The organism is Pseudomonas sp. W17, assembly GCF_040268305.1.
GTDB lineage: Bacteria > Pseudomonadota > Gammaproteobacteria > Pseudomonadales > Pseudomonadaceae > Aquipseudomonas > Aquipseudomonas protegens.
In genome coordinates, this window is the sequence record NZ_CP158490.1 from 3,312,672 (window position 1) to 3,339,640 (window position 26,969).

A 26,969-nucleotide genomic window follows, 5' to 3' on the forward strand; every position below is an offset into this window, starting at 1 on the left:
TTTCACTCAGTACGCTTGGCCACCAGGGTCAGGATGTCGTAGCTGGCCACCACCTCGCCCAGCTGGTTGCTGACTTCCACATCCCAGGCCACCACTCCTTGCGGCGTGCCCTGGGGGCTGAGCTTGCCCTGGTCGATCTTGCGCTTGCAGGTCAGGCGCGCCTGCAGGGTGTCGCCAATGCCCACCGGGGTGATGAAGCGCAGGGTGTCCAGGCCGTAGTTGGCCAGCACCGGGCCGGGGCCCGGGGAAACGAACAGCCCGGCCGCCGCCGAGAGCACGAAGTAGCCATGGGCGATGCGCTTGCCGAACTGCGACTCCCTGGCGGCAATCTCGTCGAAGTGCATATAGAAATGGTCCCCCGACAGGCAACCGAAGTTCACCAGGTCGGCCTCGGTCACAGTGCGCCGGTGGGTCAGCAGGGATTCGCCGATCCGCAGGTCCTGGAAGTGCCGGCGGAAGGGGTGGACCTCGGTTTCGATCACCTGGGCACCGCGCACGTACTCGCCGGTTACCGCCGCCAGCATGCTTGGCGAGCCCTGGATCGCCGCCCGTTGCAGGTAATGCTTGACCGCCCGCAGGCCGCCCAGCTCTTCGCCACCCCCGGCGCGGCCCGGGCCGCCATGCTTGAGCTGTGGCAGGGGCGAGCCGTGGCCGGTGGATTCGCCAGCACAGTGGCGGTCCAGCACCAGCAAGCGACCGTGCCAGGCCGCAGCCCGGGGAATGACCTGGGCGGCAATGGCCGGGTTCTTGGTGACTAGGCTGGCCACCAGGCTGCCCTTGCCGCGAGAGGCCAGCTCCAGTGCCTGGTCCAGGTCGTCATAGGCCATCAGGGTGCTGACCGGGCCAAAGGCTTCGATGTCGTGGGCGCCGCCCTCGGCCATGGGATCGCGCGCCAGCAACAGGGTCGGGGCGAAGAACGCGCCCTGGCTGACGTTTGCGCCTCGGGGCTCGAAGCCGTCCCGGGCACCGAACAGCAGGTCGCTGCTGTGCAGCAGGCTTTGCAGGCGCTCGGCCACATCGCGCTGCTGTTCATGGGAGGCCAGGGCGCCCATGCGCACGCCTTCCACCGCCGGGTCGCCCACCACCACCTTCGACAGGCGCTCGAGCAATCGGGTGGCCACCGCATCCAGTTGTTTGGCGGGGATGATGGTGCGGCGGATGGCAGTGCATTTCTGCCCGGCCTTGACCGTCATTTCCCGTGCCACTTCCTTGATGAACAGCTCGAATTCCTCGTCGTCCGGGCTTACGTCCGGGGCCAGGATCGCGCAGTTCAGCGAGTCGGCCTCGGCATTGAAGGGCACCGAATGGCGGATCAGGTGCGGGTTGGCCCGCAGTCGTCCAGCGGTGCTGGCGGAGCCGGTGAAGGTCACCAGGTCCTGGCCTTGCAGGCGGTCCAGCAGGTCGCCGGTAGCGCCTATCACCAATTGCAGGCTGCCTTCGGGCAGCAGCCCGGATTCATGCATCAGCCGCACCGCGGCCTCAGTCAGGTAGCTGGTGGCGCTGGCCGGCTTGACGATGCAGGGCATGCCGGCGAGGAAGCACGGGGCGAATTTTTCCAGCATGCCCCAGATCGGAAAGTTGAAGGCGTTGATGTGCACCGCCACGCCACCCCGGGGCACCAGGATGTGGCTGCCGGCAAAGCTGCCGAGCTTGCTCAAGGATTGCGCCGGGCCTTCGTGCAACAGGTTGCCCGACGGCAGCTCCCGGGCGCCGAGGCCGGCGTAGCTGAACAGGGTGCTGTTGCCGCCCTCGATATCGATCCAGCTGTCGGCTCGCGTCGCGCCGCTGTGATGGGACAGGGCATAGAGCTGCTCCTTGCGCTCGCTCAAATACAGCGCCAGGGCCTTGAGGCGCTGGGCCCGCTGCTGGAAATCCAGGGCCAGCAAGGTCTTGGCGCCCTGATGGCGACCAAAGGCAAGGGCCTCGGCGAAGTCCGGGGCCTCCTCGTGGGTGCGCGCCACTTCATGCCCATCGATGGCGCTGCGCAGTGACTGGGCCGGATGCTGGCCGATCCAGCGGCCGGCGATGAAGCTTTGCAGGGTTGGAGCCTGTGGCATGGGGATTCCTCCAGAGGGTGAACCGGGTTCGAGCGCGGCAGCCCGCGCTCATGGATGGGGTCAGTGATGAGTGGCGCCGGATGCGCCAATGCCGGTCATGGAACGGATGAACTGCGCCAGGTAGCGTCCGCGCTCCAGTTCGGCCCGGGGCGAGCGGTCGCTGACGGAGAGGGCCCAGGCACAGAAGAACGCCAGGCTCATGGAAAACAGCGCCGGGTTGGCGTAGGGAAACAGCGCCTGGGGGTGATGCAGCACATTGACCCAGACCGCCGGGCTGAGAATCAGCAGCACAATCGCCGAGACCAGGCCAGCCAGGCTGCCGCCCACCGCGCCGCGAGTGGTGAGGCCTTTCCAGAACATCGAAAGAAACAGCACCGGGAAATTCACCGAAGCGGCGATGGCTAGCACCAGCCCCGAGAGAAAGGCAATGTTCTGCGATTCGAACAACAGCCCCAGCAGCACCGCCAGCCCCCCGATGCACAGGGTGGCGATCCGCGAGACGCGCATTTCCTGCCGGGTGCTGGCCTGGCCCTTGCGCAGCACGCAGGCGTACAGGTCATGGGAGACCGCCGAGGCGCCGGACAGCGCCAGCCCGGCCACCACCGCCAGGATGGTGGCGAAGGCCACGGCCGAGATGAAGCCCAGGAACAGGTTGCCGCCCACCGCCTGGGCCAGGTGCACGGCAATCATGTTGGCGCCGCCGATGATCGCGCCGCCGGCATCGCGGTACTCGGGCTCGGTACCGACCATGACGATGGCGCCGAAGCCGACAATGATCAGCAGCAGGTAGAAGTAGCCGATGAAACCGGTGGCGTAGAACACGCTCTTGCGCGCTTCCCGGGCATCGCTGACGGTGAAGAAACGCATGAGGATGTGCGGCAGGCCGGCGGTGCCGAACATCATGCCCAGCCCCAGGGAAATGGCATCGATGGGGTTCGACAGCAACCCGCCTGGGGCCATGATCGCGCTGCCCTTGGCGTGCACCGCGCTGGCCTGGGCGAACAGCGCTTCAGTGCTGAAACCGAAGTGCTTGAGCACCATGAAGGCCATGAAGCTGGTGCCCGAAAGCAGCATCAGCGCCTTGATGATCTGTACCCAGGTGGTGGCCAGCATGCCGCCGAAGGTCACGTAGCAGACCATCAGCAGGCCCACCAGCATCACCGCATAGAGGTAGCTGATACCGAACAGCAGCTCGATCAGCTTGCCGGCGCCGACCATCTGCGCCACCAGGTACATCAGTGCCACGCTCAGGGTGCCGAAGGCCGAGGTCAGGCGCACCGGCGTCTGGGCCAGGCGATAGGAAACCACGTCGGCGAAGGTGTACTTGCCCAGGTTGCGCAGGCGTTCGGCGATCAGGAACAGGATGATCGGCCAGCCGGCCAGGACCCCCAGGGCGTACAACAGACCGTCGTAGCCATTGAGGAACATCATTGCCGAGATGCCGAGGAAGGACGCCGCGGAAATCATGTCACCGGCGATCGCCAGGCCATTCTGCAAGCCACTCATGCCGCCACCGGCGGTATAGAAGTCGCTGGCGGAGCGGGTGCGCCGGGCGGCCCAGCGGGTGATGCCGAGGGTCATCAGGACAAACACCAGGAACATGCCGATGGCGTTCCAGTTCAATGGCCGCGCCGGCGTGTCGGCCGCCAGGGCCAGGTCGGTGGCCAGCAGGCAGGGCAGCAGGAATAGAGCGAGCGGGCGCTTCATGGCTGGCACTCGCGCTTGAGCTTGTCGTTCAGCGGGTCCAGCAGGCGGTTGCTGCGGTAGACGTAGAAGCCGGTGAGGGCAAAGGCCAGGCCGATCATAGCCACGCCCACCGGCATGCCGACGCTGGTGGCTCCGCCGGCCAACGAGCGCCCCAGCAGCCCGGGGTGGAAAGCCACCAGCAGTACGAAACCGTAGTAGGCCAGGAGCATGATCAGGGTCAGCGACCAGTAGAGGCGCTGCTTGCGCCGCACCAGCTGGATGAAGTCCGGATGGCGGGTGATGCGGGCGATCTGTTGTGGGGTCATGGCGCGTTCTCTTGTTTTTGTTGTTGCTGGTACGTGAAGGCGCTGCGCGGCCTTTCGCAGCTTCGCTGGGGCTCGGCAGCGGCTACGGGCGGCTGCGGGGAGCGCCGGCGTCAGAGCTGGTCGAAGTCCAGTACCACCTTGTCGCTGAGCGGGAACGATTGGCAGGAGAGGACGTAGCCGGCCGCGACTTCGTAGTCTTCCAGGGCGTGGTTGCTGTCCATTTCCACTTCGCCTTCGATGACCTTGCATTTGCAGGTGGAGCAGACTCCGGCCTTGCACGAGTAGGGCAGTTCGGCGCCCTGGGTGTTGCCGGCGTCGAGAATGCTCTGGCTGTTGCGCGGCAGGTCGAAGGCCAGGGCGCGGCCGTCGCTGATCACGGTGACCCGGCTGTGCCGGGCATCCAGGGCATGGGCGGTTTCCCGGGCCTGGCGCTTGTGCCCGTCGCTGCCGGCGTGGAACAGCTCGAAGTGGATGCGCTCGGCCGGCATGCCGGCAGCCTTGAGGCTGTCGCGCACGGTTTCGGTCATGGCCTGGGGGCCGCAGATGAACGCGGCCTCCAGTTGCTGGACGTCGAGCCAGCGGGAAAACAGCTGCTGGCACTTGTCCTGGTCGATGCGCCCGTTGTACAGGTCGATGTCCTGCCGTTCGCGGCTGAACACGAACATCAGGTTCAGCCGCTGCAGGTAGCGGTTCTTCAGGTCCTCAAGCTGTTCGCGAAACAGCGCCGAGTTGCTGGAGCGGTTGCCGTAGAGCAGGGTGACCCGGCTGTGGGGCTCGGTTTGCAGGGTGGTCCTGATGATCGACAGGATCGGCGTGATACCGCTGCCGGCCGCCACCGCCAGGTAATGGCCGCGCCGCGCCGGGTCCAGCTCCACATGGAAACGCCCGGCCGGGGGCATCACGTCCAGGCTGTGGCCGGGCTGCAATCGTTCATTGGCGAAGGCCGAGAAACGCCCGCCGGCCACGTGTTTGACCGCGATGCGCAGTTCACCGTCGTTGACCCCGGTGCAGATCGAATAGGAGCGGCGCACTTCCTCGCCTTCAAGCTCGGTGCGCAGCACCAGGTGCTGGCCCTGGGTGAAGTGGAACTGCTGCTGCAGGTGCGGGGGAACCTCGAAGGCGATGGACACCGCGTCGCGGGTTTCATTGCGCAGGTCCTTGATGGTCAGGCGGTGGAACTGGCTCATGGTGGTTCTCCACTGCGGCGCCGGGCCGCTCAGATGCACTTGAAGTAGTCGAAGGGTTCCAGGCAATCACGGCAGCGATACAGGGCCTTGCAGGCGGTGGAACCGAACTCGCTGAGGCGCTCGCTGTGGGCGCTGCCGCATTGCGGGCAGAGCACCTGGGGCGTTTCTCCCAGCAGGCTGCGCTTGCTGCTGCCCGAGGGGGGTGCAATGCCGTAGGCCTGCAGGCGCCGGCGCCCGCGCTCGGTGATCCAGTCGGTGGTCCAGGCCGGGGTCAGCTGGCGCAGCAGCCTGGGGGCCTTGAAGCCGGCGCGCTCCAGGGCCTGGCGGATGTCGCTTTCGATCACCTCGGTGGCCGGGCAGCCGGAGTAGGTCGGGGTGACCGCCACCTGCAGGTGCCCCTGGTGCCAGTCGAGGTGGCGCACGATGCCCAGGTCGAGCACGCTGACCACCGGCACTTCCGGGTCCATGACCCGGTCGAGGGTGGCCCAGGCGGTGTCCAGGTCCCCGGGCAACGGGTCGCGTGCCCCCAGGTCGCTGCCGATCAGCTCACCAGACCGCATCGGGATAGGCTCGCGGCAGTGATTGCATCTGGGCCAGCAGCAGGCCCAGGTGTTCGGTATGCAGGCCTTTGCGCGCATCCAGGTAGAAGTGGCTGGGCGCTTCGGGCACAGGCAGGGTGGCCCGGGCGAGCACCGCGGCGACCCTGTCCTGCCAGGCGGTGGCGACCTGAGCCGGGTCTGCCAGCAGCCCGGCCTGGTGCAACGCGTTCTCCGCAGGATCGGTGGCGATCAGTTCCCCGGTAAAGCGCCACAGCCGCGGCAGGGCCTGGAGCATGCGCCGGTGGCTTTCCTCGGTGCCATCCCCCAGGCGCTCGACCCACTCGCTGGAGCGCCGCAGGTGGTAGGTGACTTCCTTGAACGCCTTGGCGGCGACCCCGGCGATGCGTGGATCGCTGGACAGGCACAGGCCACGGAGGGTTTCCAGGTGCCAGGCGTCGTAGAAGAACTGCTTGAGCATGGTCACCGCGAAGTCGCCATTGGGTTGTTCCACCAGCAGCAGGTTGCGGTAGGCGCGTTCGTCGCGGCGAAAGGCCAGATGGTCGGCATCCCGCCCGTCCGCCAGCAGTTCGGCGGCATAGTCCAGCCAGTTGCGGGCCTGGCCCACCAGGTCGAGACCGACGTTCATCAGTGCCAGTTCTTCTTCCAGGGCCGGGGCCCGGCCGCACCATTCGCACAGGCGCTGGCCCTGGACCAGGGCACTGTCGCCCAGGCGCAGCAGGTGGTTGAGCAGATCGTTTGCAGGGTTCATGGCCGGCCTCACATGTGTCCGACTTCGGGGGGCAACTGGTAGAAGCTGGCGTGGCGGTAGACCTTGTCGTCCGCCGGGTCGAACAGCGGCTCCTTTTCGTCCGGCGAGGAGGCGACGATCTGCGCCGAAGGCACCACCCACAGGCTCACGCCTTCGCTGCGCCGGGTGTAGAGGTCCCGGGCGTTGGCCATGGCCATTGGGGCATCGGCGGCGTGCACGCTGCCGACATGCTTGTGGTTGAGGCCGTGCTTGCTGCGCACGAAAACCTCGTAGAGGGTCCATTCAGACATTGCAGTGACTCCACATCAGGGCTGGAGGGCCATTGCCCTGGGGGCAATGGCCGGGGGGGAACGGGCTCTCAGGCGGCGTCGCTGGCGGCCTTTCGGGCGGCGTGGGCCACGGCGGCAGCCCGCACCCAGGCGCCGTCCTCGATGGCCTGGCGGCGGGTGTCCAGGCGTTCCTGGTTGCACGGGCCGTTGCCCTTGAGCACTTCGTAAAATTCTTCCCACTGGATTTCGCCAAAGTCGTAATGGCCGCGCTCGGCGTTCCACTTCAGCTCCGGGTCGGGGCAGGTGCAGCCCAGCAACTCCAGTTGCGGGATGGTCTGGTCGATGAAGCGCTGGCGCAGTTCGTCGTTGCTCTGGCGCTTGATCTTCCAGGCCATGGACTGGGCACTGTTGGGGGAGTGTTCGTCGCTGGGGCCGAACATCATCAGGGCCGGCCACCAGAGACGGTTGATGGCGTCCTGGACCATGTCCCGCTGCGCCTGGTTGCCCTCGCGCATCATGGTCAGGAGGATTTCGTAGCCCTGGCGCTGGTGGAAGCTCTCTTCCTTGCAGATGCGCACCATGGCCCGGGAATAGGGGCCGTAGGAGGTGCGTTGCAGCACCACCTGGTTGACGATGGCCGCGCCATCCACCAGCCAGCCCACGGCGCCCATGTCGGCCCAGTTCAGGGTCGGGTAGTTGAAGATGCTCGAATACTTGGCCTTGCCGCTGTGCAGCCGGGCCACTTCTTCGTCGCGGTCGGCCCCCAGGGTTTCCATGGCGCTGTACAGGTACAGGCCGTGGCCGGCTTCGTCCTGGATCTTGGCCATCAGTTGCAGCTTGCGCTTGAAGGTCGGGGCACGGGTGACCCAGTTGCCTTCGGGCAGCATGCCGACGATTTCCGAATGGGCGTGCTGGGAGATCTGCCGGATCAGGGTCTGGCGGTAGGCCTCGGGCATCCAGTTCTTGGCTTCGATCTTGATCTCGTCGTCGATCCTTTGCTGGAAGCTGCGTTCCTGTTCGGACATCTCGGCCAGTGGCGTGACGCGCTTGACCCCCGTTTCTACCAACTGTGCGTACATGTGGCGTCTCCCGGTGTGAAGGTGTGGCTGGGCATGGGAATGTTTATATGTGATACGCAAATTAATATCAAACATAAAATAACGTGTCATGTTTGATTTTGGTATCGCATTGCGCCCCTGGGCCTTTGCCAAGGCAAAAAAAAGCCCCGCATCAGCGGGGCTTCCAGGAAGGATGGATTAGCGGTTGCGTTTGTCGATTACCCGGCAGGCCTTGCCTTCGGAGCGCTTGATGCTGAATGCCGGCTGCAAAACGATACGTGAGCTGATACCAATATGGGTCTTTATGTGGCGGCTGAGATCGCCGCAGAGGGCCCGCTGCTGGTCGTCCCCCAGTTGCTGGTGCTCAGGCTTGAGCTCGACGTGGATATCAACGCTGTCGAGGTTGCCGTGGCGGTACAGGTGGATCTCGTAGCAGGGGGCCAGTTGCCCGACCTTCAGCACCTGTTCTTCGACCTGGGTGGGGAACACGTTGACCCCGCGGATGATCAGCATGTCGTCGCTGCGCCCGGTGATCTTGTCGATGCGCCGCATGGGCCGCGCCGTGCCCGGCAACAGCCGGGTCAGGTCGCGGGTGCGATAGCGGATCATCGGCAGCGCTTCCTTGGTCAGGGAGGTGAGCACCAGCTCGCCCAGTTCGCCATCGGCCAGTACCTGGCCGGTGATCGGGTCGATGATTTCCGGGTAGAAGTGATCCTCCCAGAGGGTAGGGCCGTCGCGGGTCTGCGCGCATTCCATGGCCACCCCGGGGCCGATGATTTCCGACAGCCCGTAGATGTCCAGGGCAGTGATGCCCAGGCGCTGTTCGATGGCACTGCGCAGTTCGTCGGTCCAGGGTTCGGCACCGAAGATTCCCAGGCGCAGCGCCAGCTGGTGCGGGTCCAGGCCCTGGCGCTCGATCTCGTCGGCGATGTTGAGCATGTAGGAGGGGGTGACCATGATGATGTCCGGCTGGAAATCCTTGATCAGTTGCACCTGCTTCTCGGTCTGGCCGCCGGACATGGGGATCACCGTGCAGCCCAGGCGTTCGGCGCCGTAGTGCGCCCCCAGGCCGCCGGTGAACAGGCCGTAGCCGTAGGAAATATGCACCTTGTCCCCGGGCCGGCCGCCGGCGGCGCGGATCGAGCGCGCCACCACCTGCGCCCAGGTGTCGATGTCGTTGCGGGTGTAGCCGACCACCGTGGGCTTGCCGGTGGTGCCGCTGGAGGCGTGCAGGCGTACCACCTGGTCCATGGGTACAGCGAACATGCCATAGGGGTAGTGGTCGCGCAGATCGGCCTTGGTCGTGAAGGGCAGGTGCGCCAGGTCTTCCAGGCGCTTGATGTCCCGGGGATGCACCCCGAGCTGGTCGAAGCGCTGGCGGTACAGCGGGACCCTGTCGTAGGCGTGGTTCAGGCTCCAGCGCAGGCGTTCCAGCTGGTGCTGGCGCAGGTGGTCGATGCTGGCGGTTTCCATCGGGTCCAGCAGCGCGTCGGGCACGGTTCCGGCAATCGGCATGTTCATGGTGTCACTCGAATTGTTGTTGTCTTGTAGCCCGCCGGCGGGCGGGCTCTGAGTGCATGCCCCGGGGCGCAGGCGAGCCCCGGGGGAGTCTTTTTACTGTGCTGCAGCCGCTCGCTGATCAGCGCGATGCCCGGGTCGACACCGATGCACATGGTGCACAGCGCGTAGCGGCCCCGGCGCTGCCAATGAGGATACGGACGGCATCGATGAGCAGTGGGTCATTCATGGGAGGTCTCCTGTGTCAGCACCGGGCCGTGCACTTGGTAGGATTTGCCTTGGAGCAGGGCGATGAGCCGGCCCTGCTGGTTTTCCACGCGCACCGCGTAGTGGCCGGTGCGGCCGCCGCGGTTCTGTTCATGGCAGTCGGCGGTCAGGGTGTCGCCCAACTGGGCCGGGGCGATGTATTCGATGCTGCAACCCAGGGCCACCGTGGCCCGGTCATGGCTGTTGCAGGCAATGGCGAAGGCCGAGTCGGCGAGGGTGAAGATCAGGCCGCCGTGGCAGGTGCCGTGGCCCTGCAGCATGTCGGCCCGCACGCTCATGCCCAGGCGCGCCGCACCGGGCGCCACCGACAACAGGCGCATGCCCAGGGCGTTGCTTGCCGGGTCACGTTCGAACAGGGTCCGGGCGCAGCGCCGGGCCAGTTCCATGGCGTCATGTTCAGTCATGCTGGGGCCTCCTTGGAGTCGCCGTGGTCAGCAGCCCTTGAACACAGGGCTGCGTTTTTCCATGAAGGCGCTGACGCCTTCGCGGTAGTCCTCGCTGCAACCGGCCAGGCGTTGCAGGTCGCGCTCCAGGTCCAGTTGCTCATCGAAGCTGTTGTGCAGGCTGGCATTGAGGCTGCGCTTGATCAGGCCCAGGCCGTAGGTGGGTTGGGTGGCCAGGTGCCGGGCCAGGCTCAGGGCCTGGTCCCGCAGTTGGGCATCATCCACGCACTGGTAGATCAGGCCCCACTGCTCGGCCTGTTCGGCACTCAGGCGGTTGCCGAGCAGGGCCAGGGCCTTGGCCCGGGCCATGCCCACCAGGCGCGGCAGCAGCCAGGTACCGCCGGAATCGGGAACCAGCCCGAGCTTGCAGAAGGCCTGGATAAAGCTTGCCGAGCGTGCGGCCAGTACCAGATCGCAGGCCAGGGGCAGGTTGGCCCCGGCCCCGGCGGCCACCCCGTTGACCGCGCAGATCACCGGCAGCGGCAGGTCCCGCAGGGCCCGCACCAGGGGGTTGTAGAAGGTTTCGATGGAGGCCCCCAGGTCCGGCGCGGCGCCGCCGGGTGTCACGGTGCGCTCGCCCAGGTCCTGCCCGGCACAGAAGCCCCGGCCTTCCCCGGTCAGCAGCAGGACCCGCACCTGCGGGTCATTGCGCACCAGGTCCAGGGCTGCCTGAACCTCGCGGTGCATCGTCGGGTTGAAGCTGTTGAGCTGTTCGGGGCGGTTGAGGCTGAGAAGGGCCACGCCCTCGCTGATGGAGAACAGGATGGTGCTGAAGTTCATGGACGGGGCGCTCTGTGCTGGGCGATCAGGCGAACACCACCGACAGGCGTGGAGGCAAGGCGTTGAGGCATGGTGAATGTCCTCGGGGTGGCCGGTGGTCGGGTTGGCTGGTTGGCCGGTTTTCGTCGAGTATATCGCCAATGCGATACATAAAAGCAATTGTTAAGTGAATTTAATGTGTCTTGATTTTGAGTGTCGGTCCAGCTTTTTTTGTAGCCCCAGGCTCACGACAAAAGCCTACAGGCTGCCTAAGGCGTTGATAATTAGGGACTGACAAGTCTTTGTGGAGCAGCCAGGCTGGCTGATTGCGGCGGCGCCTGTCTTGTGCCTGGCCAATAATATGATACAAACTGCCATCCGCAGTTCATCGTATTTCCTGCTTTCAGATGGCGTGTTCTTCAAGGAACCTCTCAATGACCTGTTACAGCCTCGATGGATTGACCCCGGTGGTCGACCCCAGCGCGTATGTGCACCCTTCAGCGGTGCTGATTGGTGATGTGATTGTCGGCGCCCATTGTTACGTCGGCCCGTTGGCCAGCTTGCGGGGCGATTTTGGGCGGATCGTTCTGGAGGAGGGGGCAAACCTGCAGGATACGTGTGTGATGCATGGTTTTCCCGACAGCGATACGGTGGTCGAGCGCAACGGCCATATAGGTCATGGCGCTGTCCTGCATGGCTGTCGAATTGGCGCCGACGCCCTGGTGGGCATGAATGCGGTGGTGATGGACAACGCGCATATCGCGCCCCGTTGCATCGTTTCCGCGGCAGCCTTCGTCAAGGCTGGCTTCGAGTGTGCGCCACAGTCGCTGATCATGGGGGCGCCGGCTCGGGTCAGCCGCCCGCTCAGTGATGCGGAGCTGGCCTGGAAGCAGGCGGGGACCCGCGAATACCAACAGCTGGCCAGGCGTTGCCTGGAGCAGATGCGGCCTTGCGAGCCGCTGCGGGAGGCAGAGCCCGGACGCCCGCGAATCGGCAACAGTGCGCTGCGCCCCAAGGCTCGCCCATGAACCTGCCAGGGCGCTATAGCTGCCTGAAACCCGCTATATTCCTTCCTTTTTTACCGGTACATCCATGTCGTCCCTAGCGCCACTGAACCACCTGATCAAACGTTTCCAGGAGCAGACTCCGATCCGCGCCAGTTCGCTGATCATCACCCTGTACGGCGATGCCATCGAGCCCCACGGCGGCACGGTGTGGCTGGGCAGCCTGATTCAATTGCTGGAGCCCATGGGGATCAACGAGCGCTTGATCCGCACCTCGATCTTCCGCCTGAGCAAAGAGGGCTGGCTGAGCGCTGAAAAGGTCGGCCGGCGCAGTTACTACAGCCTGACCCTGACCGGGCGCCGGCGCTTCGACAAGGCCTTCAAGCGCGTGTACAGCGCCGGAGTGCCGGCCTGGGACGGCGCCTGGTGCCTGGTGATGCTCTCGCAACTGTCTGTCGAGTTGCGCAAGCAGGTGCGCGAAGAGCTGGAATGGCAGGGGTTCGGCGCCATGTCGCCGGTACTGCTGGCCTGCCCGCGCAGTGATCGGGCCGATATCAACGCCACCCTGGTGGAGCTTGGCGCCCAGGAAGACACCATCGTCTTCGAGACCACGCCCCAGGATGTCCTGAGTTCCAGGGCCCTGCGCCTGCAAGTGCGGGAAAGCTGGAACATCGATGAACTGGCAGCCCACTACAGCGAGTTCATCCAGCTGTTCCGCCCGCTCTGGCAGGCCCTGCGCGAGCAGGAGCAGTTGCAGCCCCAGGATTGCTTCCTGGCCCGGCTGCTGCTGATTCATGAGTACCGCAAGCTGCTGCTGCGCGATCCGCAACTGCCCGACGAACTGCTGCCCGGGGATTGGGAAGGCCGCGCGGCGCGCCAGTTGTGTCGCAACATCTATCGCCTGATCCAGGCCCGGGCTGAAGAATGGCTGGCCACTGCCCTGGAGAACGCCGATGGCCCGTTGCCGGATGTCGGCGAAAGCTACTATCGGCGTTTTGGCGGGCTGGTCTAGCCCGCTCATCCACGGGGTGCCAGCTGTGATGCCCGAGGAGAGGCCCCGGGCGTTGCAGCCCGGGTTTATCACGGCCCGGATGTTAAAGAGTCATTGACCTGCGAATTTGTCCTGATCTAGGGTCGCGAACGTATTCAATGCAACTAAGCAGAGAATGTTTCAGCGCTATTGCAGTTGAATGACGTGCACTGCAAGTTTGAAGATATTTGCAATACAGGGAGCATGGCCAGGTACAGGTATTCGGTCCTGCAGGGAAAGCAGACAGATAAAGGGATTATCGATGAAGTGGATTCGCAACCTGGCTACAAAGTTCGGCCTGGCCATGATGTTGGTTATTTGGGGCAAGTTGGCTATTGCATCGCAACTGGTTCCGGCATTTGGGCTGGCCAATGATCAATATGCCAAGTCTCCGGGGCCCTATGCAGTCAGCACCAATGCTGTTCTGAGTGATTGCCGTGGGTTGTTGGGGGTGTTGGCGCGGATCATGCTGTTGGATAACAGCCTGCAATGCAATCAGTCCTTTCCTTACGGATTCTCCAATCCGATCTCCACCAGTGTCTATTACCCGTCCAATATCAAGCAATTGGACAAGTTGCCAGTGGTCAACTTCGTTGGCGGTATTCTCTCCAACCAGGGGCAGTACACAGATCTGCTGCGGCTGTGGGCGAGCTACGGCTTCATTGTGATCATCTCCTCGGACTTCATCAACACCGCCCCCACCATGCATGTGCTCGGCGCCCTGGAACTGAGCAAGCTCAACCAGGACCCGACCTCGCCATTGTTCGGCAAGGTCGACCTGTCGCGCACCATTGTGGCGGGGCATTCGGCGGGAGGAGGTGCATCGATTCTATCGGCAAGCCTCTTGCCAGAGACCTTGAAGGGCATCGACCCGCAGTTGCGTTATATCGGCTCGCTGCCGATCGAACCCGGGCCGATCGGCCTTGGCTCCACGGTGAAGACACCGACCCTGGTGCTCACCGGCGCAGCGGACGTAGTGGTCCCGGCCTGGGCCTGGCCAAGGCTGTGGCAGGGCGGGCTGATCAAGGCCGTGCCGGGCTGGAGCGCAACCGCCCATAACGCCACTCATTTCAGCCCGGTCAGAAGCGTCAGGGAAGATGAGTTTGCCGGTATTACCACGGCCTGGATCTTATATATCGGCAAGAATGACCCGGCCGCCAAAGAATACTTCGTCGGTGAAGATTACAAACTGGCCCGAGATCCGCAGTTCATTCGCCTGCTATTCAACCCGCTGCGGGTCCAGCGCAATGAAGTAGCCGATAGCCTTCAATAGCACTGTGCTTTCTCCGGTAAAACGGATACAGCCCTGGGAGTGTGCGAAGCCTGTTTTCTGGCCCGCTCATTAGTGCATTTCGCCAGCGAAAAGTTAAGGCGCCGGCGAAATGTACCGGGCGTTTCTTGAACTCGGGTGTTTTATTCATGAAATATTCTTCCTGCGTTACCTGGCAATGCGTTATTGCCGAACTGGCAAGGTAGGACAGTGCCGGGTAGTTGTACGTTTCATGAACCAACTGCAATGGCAATGTCACTGCATTGTTATTTGCGCCCAATACCTTGGGGGCAGCGTTATATATCGCGCTGCAACCATAAGGACTCAATAACCCATGCCCAGTCTTACACGCAGGAAGCTCTTGCAAGCGGCCGCCATCGGTACTTTCTTTTCCTCATTGCCGGCATCCATCCGCCAGGCCCTGGCGATACCGGCGAACAACCGGACCGGGACCATCAAGGACGTCGAGCACGTGGTGATCCTGATGCAGGAAAACCGTTCGTTCGACCACTACTTCGGCACCTTTCCCGGGGTGCGCGGCTTCAGTGACCGCTTCACCATCCCCCAGGCCGGTCAACGGGAAGTGTGGGAGCAACAGGGCAAGGGCCGGCTGGTGATGCCTTATCACCTGGACAGCAGCAAGGGCAACGCCCAGCGCGTCAGCGGCACCCCGCATTCCTGGGCGGACGCCCACTCGGCCTGGGGCGAGGGGCGTATCAGCTCCTGGCCGACCTACAAGACCAATACCTCCATGGGCTACTACCGCGAGCAGGAACTGCCTTTCCAGTTCGCCCTGGCCAACACCTTCACCCTGTGTGACGCCTACCACTGCTCGGTGCACGCCGGCACCAACCCCAACCGGCTGTTCCTCTGGACTGGCAGCAATGGCGCGAGCGCAGCCAAGGTGGCGGCGGTGGTCAACGAATGGGACGGCCCGGGGCCGGTGAATGTCGGCTACAGCTGGAAGACCTACCCCGAGCGCCTGGAAGAGCAGGGCGTGAGCTGGAAGGTGTACCAGCACCTGCCGGACAACTTCGGCGACAACCCGCTGGCGGGGTTCCGGCAGTACCGGGCCGCCAGCGTGCAGGTCGGCAACCCGGCCCAGCCGCCGAAGGATTTCAATGCCTTCGTGCCCTACAGCGACGGGCTCAACGCCGTGGCGCCGCTGTACAAGGGCAATGGCAATACCCTGCCGGCCAGCAGCGGCAGCAACCTTTCGACCATCATTGGCGGGTTTCGCAACGACGTGCAGGCCGGCAAGCTGCCCCAGGTCAGCTGGATTGTCGCGCCGGCAGCCTATTCCGAGCATCCCGGGCCTTCGAGTCCGGTGCAGGGCGGCTGGTTCACCCAGGAAATTCTCCTGGCCTTGACCAGCAACCCCGAGGTCTGGAGCAAGACGGTACTGCTGGTGACCTACGATGAAAACGACGGCTTCTTCGACCATATGCCGTCGCCCTCGGCGCCTTCGCGGCGCAAGGACGGCAGCTTTGCCGGCAAGTCCACCCTGGGTTTCGACAGCGAACTGTTCACCCACCCGGCCCCGGCGGGCTCGACCCAGCAACCCTTGCCCGATGGCGGCGTATACGGGCCGGGGCCGCGGGTGCCAATGCTGGTGCTTTCGCCCTGGAGCCGTGGTGGCTGGGTCAACTCGCAAGTGTTCGACCATACCTCGGTGCTGCAATTTCTCGAGAAACGCTTTGGCGTGCGAGAGCCGAACATCAGCGCCTGGCGGCGGGCAGTCTGCGGCGACCTGACCTCGGCGTTCAACTTTGCCGACCCCAACCATGAAACCCTTCCCGCGCTGCAGACCACTACCCGCCAGGCCGCCGACAGCCTGCGCCAGCGCCAGGAAAAACTGCTGCCGGTACCGCTGCCCTCGGCCGGCCAGCAACTGGCGCCGCAGCAGCAGCGCCTGGCCCGGCCTTCCCGGGCCTTGCCCTATCGGCTGCATGTGGACAGCCAGGCCGATCGCAAGGCTCGCACCTTGTCGCTGAGCCTGCAGAACACTGGGGAGCAAGGGGCGGTATTGCATGTCTACGATGGCCTGCACCTGAGCGAGATTCCCCGCCGCTATACCGTGGAAGCCGGCAAGGCCCTGCAGGACAGCTGGCCGGTGGTGGAGCGCTATCAGCTCTGGGTCCTGGGCCCCAACGGGTTTCACCGCAGTTTCCACGGCGACCTGAAAACCCTGCAGCCCGAACTGCTGGTGACCACCAGCAACAGCCAGTTGCAACTGACCCTGAGCAATCCGGGGGAACACGGGGTGGTCATCAGTATCGATCGCTGCCCCTACACCCAGCAGGGCCCATGGACCTTGGCGGTACCGGCCCGGGGCGAGGTGCGCCAGGTGTTTGCCTGCGAGGGCAGTGGCGGCTGGTACGACCTGACGCTGCGCAGCGACGGCGGCTGGCTGCGCCGGATCGCCGGGCGCCTGGAAACCGGAGCACACAGCATCAGCGACCCCTTGATGGGCCGGGCATGAAGACCTTGGCAAAAATGAGGGCGCTTTCGAAGTGAAACCGGAAGCCGGGCTGGATAACGACAAGAGCAACTAATACCCGGAAGGTAGAAGTTGTAGAGGAGGGCAGGATAGATAGGGTGCTTAGTTGTTTGCTTTAAATAACGGATCACCCCTTCGGGTGATCCGTTAACAGCATCGCTTACTTGGGCATGGCCCAGGACTGCAAGGTATAACCGTCCTGGCTCAGTTCGGCGCGGGCCTGTTTGAGCAGGTCTTCCAGCTGGGCTGGATCGGAGTAGGCACTGCTGGGAATCTGGGTGTGGCCAATACGGGTGCTGGTGCGGTCGATGACGGTCAGGCTGAGTTCGCCATTACCGTCCTGTGGAGCCCAGGCCACGCATTGAAAAGGCTGGAATGCGCGGTCGGCGATCAAAAGTGCTTCGTTGATACGGAGCGGGGCGTTCATGGGGTCTTCTCTCTGTGTGCCCAATCAAATGATGTGCCGTCGGTTGGGCTTACCGTTCGGCTGGTCATTTGTACTGATGCACCGAGGTAGCACTCGGGTCACACTGAAAAACAAGTTTTTACAACTTTCGTGCACAGGCCTTGTGGCCGGGCCCTTAGTTGCGGGGGCTGGATAAAACAACTGCGACAATCAGTCGCTCGTGAACAGCTTGGAGTCCCACGTTAGTTCCTTTGGTAATCAGCGCTATAAGCAATTGATACATTCCACCGTCAAGTTCTTGCTAATGTTACAGCCAGGTTTTCCAAATCACTGTTTCTAATAACTTTTCCATACCCTGGCGCCAAGGAACAGTCATGCTCGAAGCCCCTGTGCAGCGCCGTTTGCTGGTGGTCGATCCCTGTGACGATTGCCATCGCCTGTTACCCGGTTTGCGCACCATTGGCTGGGATGTCGACAGCTGTGACCTGGAGTCCGCCCGCGAACGCTCCTGCGATGTCGGCCTGCTGCGCCTGCAGCCTTTTCACCTGGAGCGCCCGGAGGCGGTCAAGGACCTGATCAGCCGCAGCGGCACCGAGTGGATCGCAGTATTGAGCCAGGAAGTGCTGCGCCTGCAGAAGGTCGGGGATTTCGTCTGCGAGTGGTTTTTCGACTTCCACACCCTGCCGTTCGACGTGTCGCGGGTCCAGGTGACCCTCGGCCGGGCGTTCGGCATGGCGCGCCTGCGGGGACAGGGCTCGATCCATGTGGACCAGCCCGAGCATGAGTTGCTGGGCAATAGCCGGCCGATCCGCGACTTGCGCAAGCTGCTGGGCAAGCTGGCGCCCACCGAGTCGCCCGTGCTGATCCGAGGCGAAAGCGGCACCGGCAAGGAGCTGGTGGCGCGTACCCTGCATCGTCAGTCCCAGCGCCACGACAAACCCTTTGTCGCCATCAACTGCGGAGCGATTCCCGAACACCTGATCCAGTCCGAACTGTTCGGGCACGAGAAGGGCGCCTTTACCGGCGCCCATCAACGCAAGGTCGGGCGCATCGAGGCGGCCCATGGCGGCACCTTGTTTCTTGACGAGATCGGCGACCTGCCGCTGGAGCTGCAGGCCAATCTGCTGCGCTTCCTGCAGGAAAAGCACATCGAACGGGTAGGGGGCAGCCAGCCGATTCCGGTGGATGTTCGGGTTCTGGCGGCCACCCACGTCGACCTGGAAGCGGCCATTACCAGCGGGCGCTTCCGTGAGGACCTCTACTACCGCCTGAATGTGCTGCAAGTGATCACCGCGCCGTTGCGCGAGCGCCATGGCGACCTGGGCATGCTGGCCAGCCATTTTGCCCACTTCTATAGCCAGGAAACCGGGCGCCGGCCCCGCAGTTTCAGCGAGGATGCCCTGGTGGCCATGGGCAAGCATGATTGGCCGGGCAATGTCCGCGAACTGGCCAACCGGGTGCGGCGCGGCCTGGTGCTGGCCGAGGGGCGGCAGATCCAGGCCAGCGACCTGGGCCTGCTCAGCCTGCAGGCCCAGGACCTGCCCATGGGCACCCTCGAAGACTACAAGCACCGCGCCGAGCGCCAGGCCCTGTGCGACGTGTTGAACCGGCACAGCGACAACCTCAGCGTGGCGGCGCGGGTCCTGGGGATCTCGCGCCCGACCTTCTACCGTTTGCTGCACAAGCACCAGATCCGCTAGGGCGGGGAGAAACGCCAAGGCCCGCTGCGATTGGGGAATCGCAGCGGGCCTTGGCGTTTTTGCCGGTGGGTCAGAAGTAGTAGGGGAATTTCAGGCTGAAGGTGAAGGCCGGAGCATCCTCGGTCATGCCGATGGACAGGTTGGGTACGATGGTCAGGTTGTCGGAGGCGGCAATCGTCATGCCGACGTTGAAGTAGCCGGCGTTGGCATCGCTGGATACCACCGACTGCCAGTCGCCACCGTCCTGCTTGAGCTTGCTTTTGCGCTGCACCAGGTCGGAAACCGAGAAGGACATACTCATCTTCTCGTTGAGCGCAAAGGCGACACCGGCGCCGATCTGGAAGCTGTCGCCCAGGCGTACCTTGCCGGGGGTCTTGCTGCCCACTGTCGAGCTGATGTCATCGAAGGACTCTTCCAGGTTGTGGGTATAGGCCAGGGTCCCGAACAGCACGGCCGGATCGAAGGTCTTGACCAGGGAGATGCCCGGTGTGACCGACCAGACGCCATTACCGGTGGGCAGGCTTTCAGGCACGTAGAGGTTGTTGTTGGCAGAGGACTGCACCAGCTTGATGCCGAATGGGTCCTTACCGGTAGGGGCTTTGACGCGCAAGGTTGCCACCGCGTCGGGCCAGAACTCGGATTCGTCGAGGAACTTGTAGGCCACCCCGAAGTTCACGTCACCCAGGGTCGGGTCGCGGGTGACCGACTCTTCGGTGGTCTGGGTGCCTGAGCCGCCGCCACCACCGGATTGGAAGGTGGATTCGCGATAGACCACGGGTGCGTTGATATCGAATTGCCAGCGGTTGTTGAGGTTGTAGCGCGCGGTCAGGTCGAGGGTCCAGGTATCGGACTTGATCCGGTCCAGGTTGATGTTGCCGAGAAAGATCGAATCCAGCGCCAGGAAGCCGTTGACTGTCAGTTGGCGGGCATCGTAGCGGGCATAGGTCAAGCCGGTCTCGACGCTGAACTTGCCGCCGCCAAAGAAACCACTGGCCTCGTCGTAGAGGTTGCTGACGCTTTGTGCCGGTTCCGAATCATCCTTGAGGGACTGGCCATAGGAAGCGCCTCCTGCAGCGCCTCCGGAAGCGGCACCGGCCCCAGTACCGGCGACCTGTTGATTGCCCTTCAGGTCAGCAGGTGATTTGGCCAGGCGCTTGGGGGGCGGAGCCGCCGGTTGATCCTCTACTTGGCGAACCCGTTGTTCCAGCACTGCGAGGGCCTTCTGCTGTACTTCGTAACGTTGCTTGAGTTCCAGAAGCTCTCGTTTCAGGGTCTCTACATCGGCGTCCGGCGCCGCTTGTACCAGCGCCGCCGGGAATAGAGTGCTTAAACAGACTATTGCGCGCAGTGAAACCGATCGATACATGAAATAAACCGTCCCTTGTGAACCTCAATGGTCGAGAATCAGCGTAGTTCAAGATCAGAATTTGCGTAGAGCGTTGAGCGTACTCAAATTACAGTCCAAAGCACCGGTGCTGGGACCGTTGTTCCTGAGCACCACATTGAGCTGTGTCATGTTGTTCACCAGGTTGCTGTTACCCATCAACTGGGTATTCTGCAGCAAATTGCCCTGGGCCACTTGCTGCAAGGCATTGCCCTGGTTGCCGCTGGCCTGAATGGCCATCTGGATGCCACCGTTGAGGGCCGACACCGCCACACTGCCGGCGGCGTTGCTGCCGGTGATGGTCTGGCCGCTGATCAATGCCTGCCCCACACCGGCCGCCAGTGCCGGCGCCTGATTGGCTTCTGTGACATTGATATTGATGTTGTTGTAGGCCGAGTTGCCGTCGCCGGCGGCCCTTACGCTCTGGGTTACGCCCTGGCCGCTGGCCAGCCCTGCGCCGCCGATCACGTTGCCGGTCCCGGGCGGGGGCGTAGTGCCGTTGCCGGCCTGGCTGATGGTGGAGACGTAGAATTCCGGTTTGATCGTGGCTTGCTGGATCTGCAGCGAAGTGGACGCGCCGATCAGATCGCCGCTGGCGTTGCGCCAGGTACTGCTCATGACAATGCCGAAGCTGATAATCCGCCCCGGCATCACGTAACGGCCCCGTAACTGCGATAACTCCTGATCCTGGATGAGTTCGGGCTTGAAACCAGCATGGGCTGGAAGAGCTGCTGCCAGGCAGGCGGCTGCCAGCCAGTATGAAGTCTTCATCTGCTTGCTGCTCCCGGAGCGTCCTGCCCCTTTATAGTGTTTGCGCTTCTAGAAGAAGTCGCTCTGGATGAAACCGAAGTCCATCAAGTCCGCGTCCCTGACCGGGTAGAAGTTATCGAGCTTGTTCTTCGCGGTCAGTGGGGCTGGCGGGTCGAGCAAGGCGTTGGCCTTGTCGTAGCCAGGGCCGATGATGGCGAACACGATACCGTTCCAGCCTTTGACGAAGTCATCATGGGTGTAGCGCTTGTGGCCCAGCACCGGATCACCGATATAGACCCAGCCTTTCTGCGCCCGCTGCATCACCACGAAGTGCTTGTAGCCGCGAATCTCCATCAGTACCACCACCGGGATGGTCACCGCCTCGAGCTTGTCTGGCGGAATCCGGTAGCCCCGGGCGCGCATGCCGATGCTTTCCACGTAGCGCTTCATGTCGAGCATGGAGAACCCCTGGGTACGCACCAGGTTCTGGTCCGAGTTCACCAGCATGCCCTTGATGACGTGCTCTTCATCGACATCGAGCCAGTAGGCCTGGCGCAGAATGGTCGCCAGCGCGGCAGCGCCGCAGCTGAAGTCGGTTTTCTGCTCGACGATGTCGCTGAACTTGCGCTCGCGCACGCTCTGCACCTGTTTGAAGATCAGGTTGCCACCGGGCAGGCCGGCCACCGCCATCTGTGCGGCCTGGACGGGGGCGCAGAGGCACAGCAGGAGAGAGAGGATCGCAGTACGCATGATCGTTACGCCTTGGTCGGACTGTGGAAAAGCCCCGTTTCCGGGGCTTTCGTTACGATCGCGATTACATGCAGGCTTTGCAGCCAGCGGCGATGGACAGCGAGTTGCTTTGTTGGTTGCCCACACCGGCCGAGACGTTGGCGCCGCCGTTGCCGGAGAAGCCGTTCATCGAGTTGGTCATGCTGGCGTTGTTGACCACTGGGTTTTTCCAGCCGTCTTTGGTCAGCACTTGCTGGGTCCAGTAGCCAGCCAGTTCGATAGTGCCTTGTTCTTTGAAGGTGAGTTTCTGATCGTCGTTGCCGTGGCCTTTGTTGTCGCCATAGCCATGGCCGCTGCCATGATCGTCGCCACCTTCGATTTTGCCGCTGCCGGTGCCTTTGTAGGTGCCAGAGGCTACGAAGCCGCCAGTGAGGGTGTCTTTTTTGTAGGCCTGGACACCTTTGTTGTCTACGACCAGGTTGGTCGATTGCTGGTTGGCCGAAGCAGCGGCAGTGGCTACGCGGCCACCGGAAACGGCAATAGCCAGGTTGTTTTTCTGTTGGTTGAAGTCGCCGGCGGTCACGTTGATGCCGATGTTGCCGGAACCGTTGTTGCCGGAGTTGTTGAGCACGGCGTTGTTCTGAGTCGAGGAGTTTTTCACGTAGTTGTTGTTGTTGACCTGGGTGGCGCTGGAAGCGGCCACGGCACTGCCGAAGATGAAGCTTTCGTCAGCGGTTGCCAGGGCAGCGGCATTGTCTTGTTGGTTGCCGTCGCCGGCGGCGACGTTGGCACCCATGTTGCCGTTGGAGTTGTTCAGGGAGTTGTCGGCCTTGGCGTTGTTGTTGGTGCCCTGGTTTTTCACTACGTTGGTGTTGCTGTTCTGCACATCGATGACTGCGGCACCGGCTCCAGCGGTGATTTGCAGCAGAGTGCTGAGGTCCGGACCTTGATCGTGATCGCCATGGCCGTTGCCATGACCGCCGTTGTTACCATGATCGTTACCACCTGCCTGAGCAGCCATTGCCATGACTGCGGCCAGTGCGAAAACCAGTGGTTTGAGAGCCATTGTAGGTTTCATGGTGTTTCTCCGGTGCTTATTAGTTGGTTAAGTGTTGGTACTTTCTAATTGCACTACGAGGGGTCAATCTGCGACCCGGATGCTCAGGGTGTTAGCCATTCGGTTCCCCACCCCGGCACTCTGGTTCACCTGAATCACTCCACGGCTGCCGGTGAAGGCCTGGTCGCTGGTAACGACCTGGCGGCTGCCTTGTTGAGTGCCAGTTGCTCCTGAGTCTGGTAACAGCGCCACGTTCTGTTGCGACAGGGCGCTGTCGTCAATGCTTTGCGGATTGGCACTGATGCTGATCCGCAGGGCATTGGCCATCTGGTTGTTGGCCCCGGCCGACTGGTTCACGCCCAGTGCGCCGTTGCCGTTGCTGAAAGAGTTGCCGCCGATGGTGCTGCTGGCGTTGACCGCGCGGCTGGCGGCGGTGGTGATCTTCTGGGTCACGCTGGTGGTTGCCGTGGCGTTGGTGCCTATGGCAATGGCCCGTACGTTGGTCTGTTGCTGCTGGTCGCCGGCGGCCTGGTTGACGTTGAAGTTGCCGGTATAGTCTGCGCCGGAGTTCTGGATGTTCGAGGTAGCGGTGACTGGGCTGGCCGAGTCGGCCATGGCCCCGGTGCAGGTCAGCAAGGCGAGGAACAGCAGGGAGCGACTCATGTTATTGCCCTCCAATGTTGCTCAAGGGAGCCATGCCGGAGCTGATGCTGCGGTTGATCGAGTTGGAGATGCTGGCGCCCGCACCGCCGCCATGGCCGGCGGACATGCCGGGCAGGCCGTTGTTGTTGGTCAGCACATTCATGCCGGGTACACCGGCGCTGCCGGACAGCACCGTGCCGCGGACCAGCGCTCCGGTCTTGATTCCGGCAAAGTCGCCATCGCTCATTTCATTACTGGTCATCTGATTGACCAGGACCGACGGGTTGGTGTTGACCTCGACGGGGTTGGGATCTTTTTGCAAAGGTGCGCGGCCGATGGGCTGCGCCTGGACGGTGCGCTGGATGATGATTTCGCCATTCCCCGCAGCCATCACCGGAAGGCTGTACACCGCGCTGACGGCACAACTGATCAGCAGTAGGCGGGTGAAACTTTTATTCAGCGTCCCCACGGCGGTATTCCTTCTTCTCAGTGCTGGCCCTAGCCGGCGTTGCGAGGAAGAGAGCAGAAGCCGTGCCGCTTTTTGTTTCTTTTTAAGATTCAACGGCTTGCGAACGCTGCGGGGCGTCGGCTTTCGGGACTGTTTCAGGGATGAGACACCTACCCCCGACGGCCATTGGCCATAACCGGGGCAACGCTCTGGAACAGGGGTTGCTGCGGGGGTGTATCAGGGGCTTAACAGTTTGCCCGGCCGTGGGCGCCACCGCGGAAAATGGCGGCCTGATGGCCAGGCAGGTGTTTCAGGGATGGACACTTGTGGTCCTGCGGCACTGCACCGATCACGCTTGCAGCAGTTGCCGGACCTGCTCGAAGGCCTGTTGCCGGCGGGCTTGCCAGTCGCCGCCAATGATGCGGTACGGCTGGCGGTGTTGCTCCAGCCAATGGCGGGTAGCCTCGAAGAACGCCAGGCGTTCTGCCAGTTGTGGCTGGCAGCGCTGGCCATCGTCGCTCCAGGCCACATCTTCTGGCGACAGCAGCAGGTGCAGGTCGTAGTGGCGGGCCAGCAGTTGGGGTTCCAGCCACGGCGGGCAGTCGCCGAACAGGGTCTGGCTCCAGAGTTGGTTGCTTAACAGGTGGGTATCGAGAATCAGCAGTCCAGGTTGCTCGGCGCGGGCCTGATCTTCCCAGGCGAGCTGGCCCCGGGCGATCTCGGGAATGTCCGCCAGGCAGGTGTCGCGGCCCTGCTGCTCGATGAAGTGGCGCACGTATTCGCCCACCTGGATGCCACCGAAGTGGGCTTGCAGCTCGCTCGCCAGCCAGCTCTTGCCGCTGGATTCGGGGCCGGTCAGTACCAGGACCTTCACGACTGCAGGGCCGGGTCGGCGCGCCAGGCTCGCCAGCCCTGGACGGCCAGCAGGGTGAACAGGGCATACAGCGCCGCCGTCAGGTAGAGCTCCTTGTAGACGAACAGCCCGACGAAAATCACGTCCACGGCAATCCACAGCGGCCAGCATTGCACGCGCTTCTGCGCCATCCACCACTGCGCCACCAGGCTGAAGGCGGTCAAGGCAGCGTCCAGCCAGGGCTGCGCGGCGTCGGTCCAGTGGGCCATGGCAGCCCCCAGCAGCAGGCTGCCCATTGCGCCCAGGGCCAGGCCCTGTAGCAGTCCGCTGGACTGCAGCTGGCTGACCGGCCGCCCCTGGTGCTGTTCGCCGCCCCGGGTCCACTGCCACCAGCCATAGAGCTGCAGCACCGCGTAGACCACCTGCAGGAGCATGTCGGAATAGAGCTTGACCTCGTAGAAGATCCAGCTGTACAGCAGCACCATGACCAGGCCGATGGGCCAGCACCAGGGGTTCTGTTTGACCGTCAGCCAGACGGCGATCACGCCGAGGGCGGCAGCAAACAGTTCAAGCCCGGACATGGCGGTTCCTTGGGGAAATGGAGGAGGGGGGCGATTGTACCCAGAGTCGGCCCTGGGCGTCAGTCCGGGGCCTTGGGTTCAGCGAGGGGTCAGACGCGGAACTGGCGCAACAGGCCGTTGAGCTGCTCCGACAGCTCCTTGAGGTGGCGGCTGGCGGCGCTGGAGTGCTGGGCCGCCAGGGCCGTGCCCTGGGACAGGCCGGCTGCCTGGCCGACGTTGTGGTTGATATCTTCCACCACATGGGCCTGTTCCAGGGTGGCGCTGGCAATCGTCGCGTTCAGGCCGTTGAGGTTGCGCAGTGCCTGGCCGATGGCGTTGAGGCTGGCGCCGGCCAGCCCGGCCTGCTCGATGGTCAGTTGCGAGGCTCGGCTGCTATCGCCGATGACCTTGACCGCCGCTTCGGAGTGGTTTTGCAGGCGCTCGATCATGCCCTGGATTTCCGCGGTGGACTGCTGGGTACGCTGGGCCAGCAGGCGCACTTCGTCGGCCACCACGGCAAAGCCGCGCCCTTGCTCCCCAGCCCGGGCCGCCTCGATGGCAGCGTTCAGGGCCAGCAGGTTGGTCTGTTCGGCAATCGAGCGGATCACCTCCAGCACCGTGCCGATCTGGGTGCTTTCCGCCGCCAGGGTGCGGATCACTTCCACCGCCTGGTCGATGGTCATAGAAAGCTGGTCGATCTGCTGCAAGCTGCCGTCGATGTTGACCTGGCCCTGCTGGGCCTGGGCCTCGGCCTCGCGCACCTCGGTGGCGGCGTGCTCGGCGTTGCGGGCTACATCCTGGACTGCGCTGGTGACCTGGCTGATGGCGGCCGCCACCTGTTCCATCTGCTGGGATTGCTGCTGGCTGCGCTCCTGGGCGTCGTTGGCGTTGCTACCCAGTTCGCTGGAGGACTGTTCCAGGGCTGCGGCGCTGGATTGCAGCTGCATCACCACACCGCGCAACTTGGCGGTAAAGCCGTTGAAGTGCCGGGCCAGTTCGGTGACCTCGTCCTGGCCATGGGTGTCGAGGCTGCGGGTCAGGTCGCTTTCGCCGCTGGCGATGTTGGCCATGGCGTGCACCGTTTCGCGCAGCGGGCTGACAATGCTGCGCACGATCAGCACCACCAGGGCGGCCATCAGCAGGGCAATCACCAGGCCGATGGAGGAGGCGCGCAGTACCTGGGCGTAGAACTCGTCCTGCAGGTCGTCGATATAGACTCCGGAGCCGATGATCCAGCCCCAGGGCTGGAACAGCTGGATGTAGGAGGTCTTCTGGACCGGTTGCTCGGCGCCGGGCTTGGGCCAGCGGTAGTCCACCATGCCGCCGCCCTTGGCCTTGGCCAGGGTCACCATCTCGTTGAACACCTCGAAACCGTCCGGGTCCTTCACCGCGGCCAGGTTCTGCCCGTCGAGCTTGGGGTTGGCCGGGTGCATGATCATCACCGGCGTCAGGTCGTTGATCCAGAAGTAGTCATTCTGGTTGTAGCGCAGCCCGCGAATCACCTGCAGCGCCTGCTTCTGCGCCTGGTCGCGGGTCAGGCTGCCGGCGGCTTCCAGGCCCTGGTAGTAATTCAGCACGCCGGCGGCGGTCTGCACCACGTGCTGGGTCTTCTGCGCCTTGGCCAGGTACAGGTCCCCATGAATCTGCTTGAGCATCATCACGCCCAGGGTCACCAGGGTCAGCACCGCCACGATCAGGATCAGCCACAGGCGCTGACTGATGGACATCTTGCGTAAGCTATTCATCATCCGGTCACTC

At 63.5% G+C, this 26,969-nt stretch carries 26 protein-coding genes; 5 read left to right on the plus strand and 21 right to left on the minus strand.

The window, feature by feature from the left end:
* Positions 1–2 precede the first annotated feature (2 nt).
* From paaZ to paaG, 11 genes are all read right to left on the minus strand, one after another.
* Positions 3–2,057, minus strand: a complete 2,055-nt coding sequence (gene paaZ / locus ABCR88_RS15400) for a phenylacetic acid degradation bifunctional protein PaaZ (protein ID WP_350404820.1) — start codon at positions 2,055–2,057, stop codon at positions 3–5.
* A gap of 60 nt (positions 2,058–2,117) precedes the next feature.
* The gene (locus ABCR88_RS15405) at positions 2,118–3,764 is read right to left on the minus strand and encodes a cation acetate symporter (protein WP_350022720.1); all 1,647 of its coding nucleotides are present in this window, start codon (positions 3,762–3,764) and stop codon (positions 2,118–2,120) included.
* Positions 3,761–4,069: a DUF485 domain-containing protein gene (locus ABCR88_RS15410; protein ID WP_011061425.1), complete on the minus strand. Its 309-nt coding sequence runs from the start codon at positions 4,067–4,069 to the stop codon at positions 3,761–3,763. Before ABCR88_RS15410 ends, ABCR88_RS15405 begins: the two co-directional genes overlap by 4 nt.
* A gap of 110 nt (positions 4,070–4,179) precedes the next feature.
* On the minus strand, positions 4,180–5,256 hold the full coding sequence (paaE, locus tag ABCR88_RS15415) for a 1,2-phenylacetyl-CoA epoxidase subunit PaaE (protein WP_350022719.1): 1,077 nt from the start codon (positions 5,254–5,256) through the stop codon (positions 4,180–4,182).
* A 29-nt stretch (positions 5,257–5,285) separates the two neighbouring features.
* Positions 5,286–5,816 (minus strand): 1,2-phenylacetyl-CoA epoxidase subunit PaaD, encoded by a 531-nt coding sequence (gene paaD, locus ABCR88_RS15420; protein WP_041118314.1) that lies wholly within the window; start codon positions 5,814–5,816, stop codon positions 5,286–5,288.
* Positions 5,803–6,564 (minus strand): 1,2-phenylacetyl-CoA epoxidase subunit PaaC, encoded by a 762-nt coding sequence (gene paaC / locus ABCR88_RS15425; RefSeq protein ID WP_350404824.1) that lies wholly within the window; start codon positions 6,562–6,564, stop codon positions 5,803–5,805. Before paaC ends, paaD begins: the two co-directional genes overlap by 14 nt.
* A gap of 8 nt (positions 6,565–6,572) precedes the next feature.
* Entirely contained in the window at positions 6,573–6,854 is a 282-nt protein-coding gene (paaB, locus tag ABCR88_RS15430) for a 1,2-phenylacetyl-CoA epoxidase subunit PaaB (protein WP_011061421.1), read from the minus strand.
* A 68-nt stretch (positions 6,855–6,922) separates the two neighbouring features.
* Positions 6,923–7,912, minus strand: coding sequence for a 1,2-phenylacetyl-CoA epoxidase subunit PaaA (paaA, locus tag ABCR88_RS15435; RefSeq protein WP_325984701.1), 990 nt, complete (start codon positions 7,910–7,912; stop codon positions 6,923–6,925).
* A 177-nt stretch (positions 7,913–8,089) separates the two neighbouring features.
* Complete coding sequence (gene paaK, locus ABCR88_RS15440; RefSeq protein WP_236185829.1) at positions 8,090–9,412, minus strand: phenylacetate--CoA ligase PaaK; 1,323 nt, start codon at positions 9,410–9,412, stop codon at positions 8,090–8,092.
* Between the two features lie 218 nt (positions 9,413–9,630).
* Positions 9,631–10,080, minus strand: coding sequence for a hydroxyphenylacetyl-CoA thioesterase PaaI (gene paaI / locus ABCR88_RS15445; RefSeq protein ID WP_011061418.1), 450 nt, complete (start codon positions 10,078–10,080; stop codon positions 9,631–9,633).
* A 27-nt stretch (positions 10,081–10,107) separates the two neighbouring features.
* Positions 10,108–10,899, minus strand: coding sequence for a 2-(1,2-epoxy-1,2-dihydrophenyl)acetyl-CoA isomerase PaaG (gene paaG / locus ABCR88_RS15450; protein ID WP_325984699.1), 792 nt, complete (start codon positions 10,897–10,899; stop codon positions 10,108–10,110).
* Positions 10,900–11,312: 413 nt separating this feature from the next.
* On the opposite strand from paaG, the gene paaY reads away from it, so the two are divergent.
* From paaY to ABCR88_RS15470, 4 genes are all read left to right on the plus strand, one after another.
* Positions 11,313–11,906, plus strand: a complete 594-nt coding sequence (gene paaY, locus ABCR88_RS15455) for a phenylacetic acid degradation protein PaaY (protein ID WP_325984698.1) — start codon at positions 11,313–11,315, stop codon at positions 11,904–11,906.
* Between the two features lie 64 nt (positions 11,907–11,970).
* Positions 11,971–12,894 carry a phenylacetic acid degradation operon negative regulatory protein PaaX gene (gene paaX / locus ABCR88_RS15460; protein WP_325984697.1) on the plus strand — a complete coding sequence of 308 codons (924 nt, stop codon included), beginning with the start codon at positions 11,971–11,973 and terminating at the stop codon, positions 12,892–12,894.
* 322 nt (positions 12,895–13,216) lie between these two features.
* Entirely contained in the window at positions 13,217–14,185 is a 969-nt protein-coding gene (locus ABCR88_RS15465; RefSeq protein ID WP_225368807.1) for an adenylate cyclase, read from the plus strand.
* Positions 14,186–14,516: 331 nt separating this feature from the next.
* Complete coding sequence (locus tag ABCR88_RS15470; RefSeq protein ID WP_350404828.1) at positions 14,517–16,664, plus strand: phospholipase C, phosphocholine-specific; 2,148 nt, start codon at positions 14,517–14,519, stop codon at positions 16,662–16,664.
* A gap of 178 nt (positions 16,665–16,842) precedes the next feature.
* Here ABCR88_RS15470 and ABCR88_RS15475 read toward each other — a convergent pair whose 3' ends face one another.
* Positions 16,843–17,109 carry a hypothetical protein gene (locus ABCR88_RS15475; RefSeq protein WP_015635695.1) on the minus strand — a complete coding sequence of 89 codons (267 nt, stop codon included), beginning with the start codon at positions 17,107–17,109 and terminating at the stop codon, positions 16,843–16,845.
* Between the two features lie 353 nt (positions 17,110–17,462).
* Here ABCR88_RS15475 and ABCR88_RS15480 point away from each other — a divergent pair, with 353 nt between their 5' ends.
* Entirely contained in the window at positions 17,463–18,788 is a 1,326-nt protein-coding gene (locus ABCR88_RS15480) for a sigma-54 dependent transcriptional regulator (protein ID WP_011061411.1), read from the plus strand.
* A 70-nt stretch (positions 18,789–18,858) separates the two neighbouring features.
* Here ABCR88_RS15480 and ABCR88_RS15485 read toward each other — a convergent pair whose 3' ends face one another.
* From ABCR88_RS15485 to ABCR88_RS15525, 9 genes are all read right to left on the minus strand, one after another.
* On the minus strand, positions 18,859–20,154 hold the full coding sequence (locus tag ABCR88_RS15485; protein ID WP_011061410.1) for a hypothetical protein: 1,296 nt from the start codon (positions 20,152–20,154) through the stop codon (positions 18,859–18,861).
* Between the two features lie 54 nt (positions 20,155–20,208).
* Positions 20,209–20,943: a hypothetical protein gene (locus tag ABCR88_RS15490; protein ID WP_041118298.1), complete on the minus strand. Its 735-nt coding sequence runs from the start codon at positions 20,941–20,943 to the stop codon at positions 20,209–20,211.
* A gap of 48 nt (positions 20,944–20,991) precedes the next feature.
* On the minus strand, positions 20,992–21,672 hold the full coding sequence (locus ABCR88_RS15495) for a C39 family peptidase (RefSeq protein ID WP_041118296.1): 681 nt from the start codon (positions 21,670–21,672) through the stop codon (positions 20,992–20,994).
* A gap of 64 nt (positions 21,673–21,736) precedes the next feature.
* Positions 21,737–22,729 (minus strand): hypothetical protein, encoded by a 993-nt coding sequence (locus ABCR88_RS15500; RefSeq protein WP_041118295.1) that lies wholly within the window; start codon positions 22,727–22,729, stop codon positions 21,737–21,739.
* 63 nt (positions 22,730–22,792) lie between these two features.
* Positions 22,793–23,371 carry a hypothetical protein gene (locus ABCR88_RS15505; RefSeq protein ID WP_041118293.1) on the minus strand — a complete coding sequence of 193 codons (579 nt, stop codon included), beginning with the start codon at positions 23,369–23,371 and terminating at the stop codon, positions 22,793–22,795.
* Position 23,372: 1 nt separating this feature from the next.
* Positions 23,373–23,819, minus strand: a complete 447-nt coding sequence (locus ABCR88_RS15510; RefSeq protein ID WP_041118291.1) for a hypothetical protein — start codon at positions 23,817–23,819, stop codon at positions 23,373–23,375.
* A gap of 328 nt (positions 23,820–24,147) precedes the next feature.
* Complete coding sequence (locus ABCR88_RS15515) at positions 24,148–24,672, minus strand: AAA family ATPase (protein ID WP_194237623.1); 525 nt, start codon at positions 24,670–24,672, stop codon at positions 24,148–24,150.
* Positions 24,669–25,232 carry a nicotinamide riboside transporter PnuC gene (pnuC, locus tag ABCR88_RS15520; RefSeq protein ID WP_011061403.1) on the minus strand — a complete coding sequence of 188 codons (564 nt, stop codon included), beginning with the start codon at positions 25,230–25,232 and terminating at the stop codon, positions 24,669–24,671. Before pnuC ends, ABCR88_RS15515 begins: the two co-directional genes overlap by 4 nt.
* Positions 25,233–25,321: 89 nt before the next feature.
* Entirely contained in the window at positions 25,322–26,956 is a 1,635-nt protein-coding gene (locus ABCR88_RS15525) for a methyl-accepting chemotaxis protein (protein ID WP_047286737.1), read from the minus strand.
* Positions 26,957–26,969: the final 13 nt, after the last annotated feature.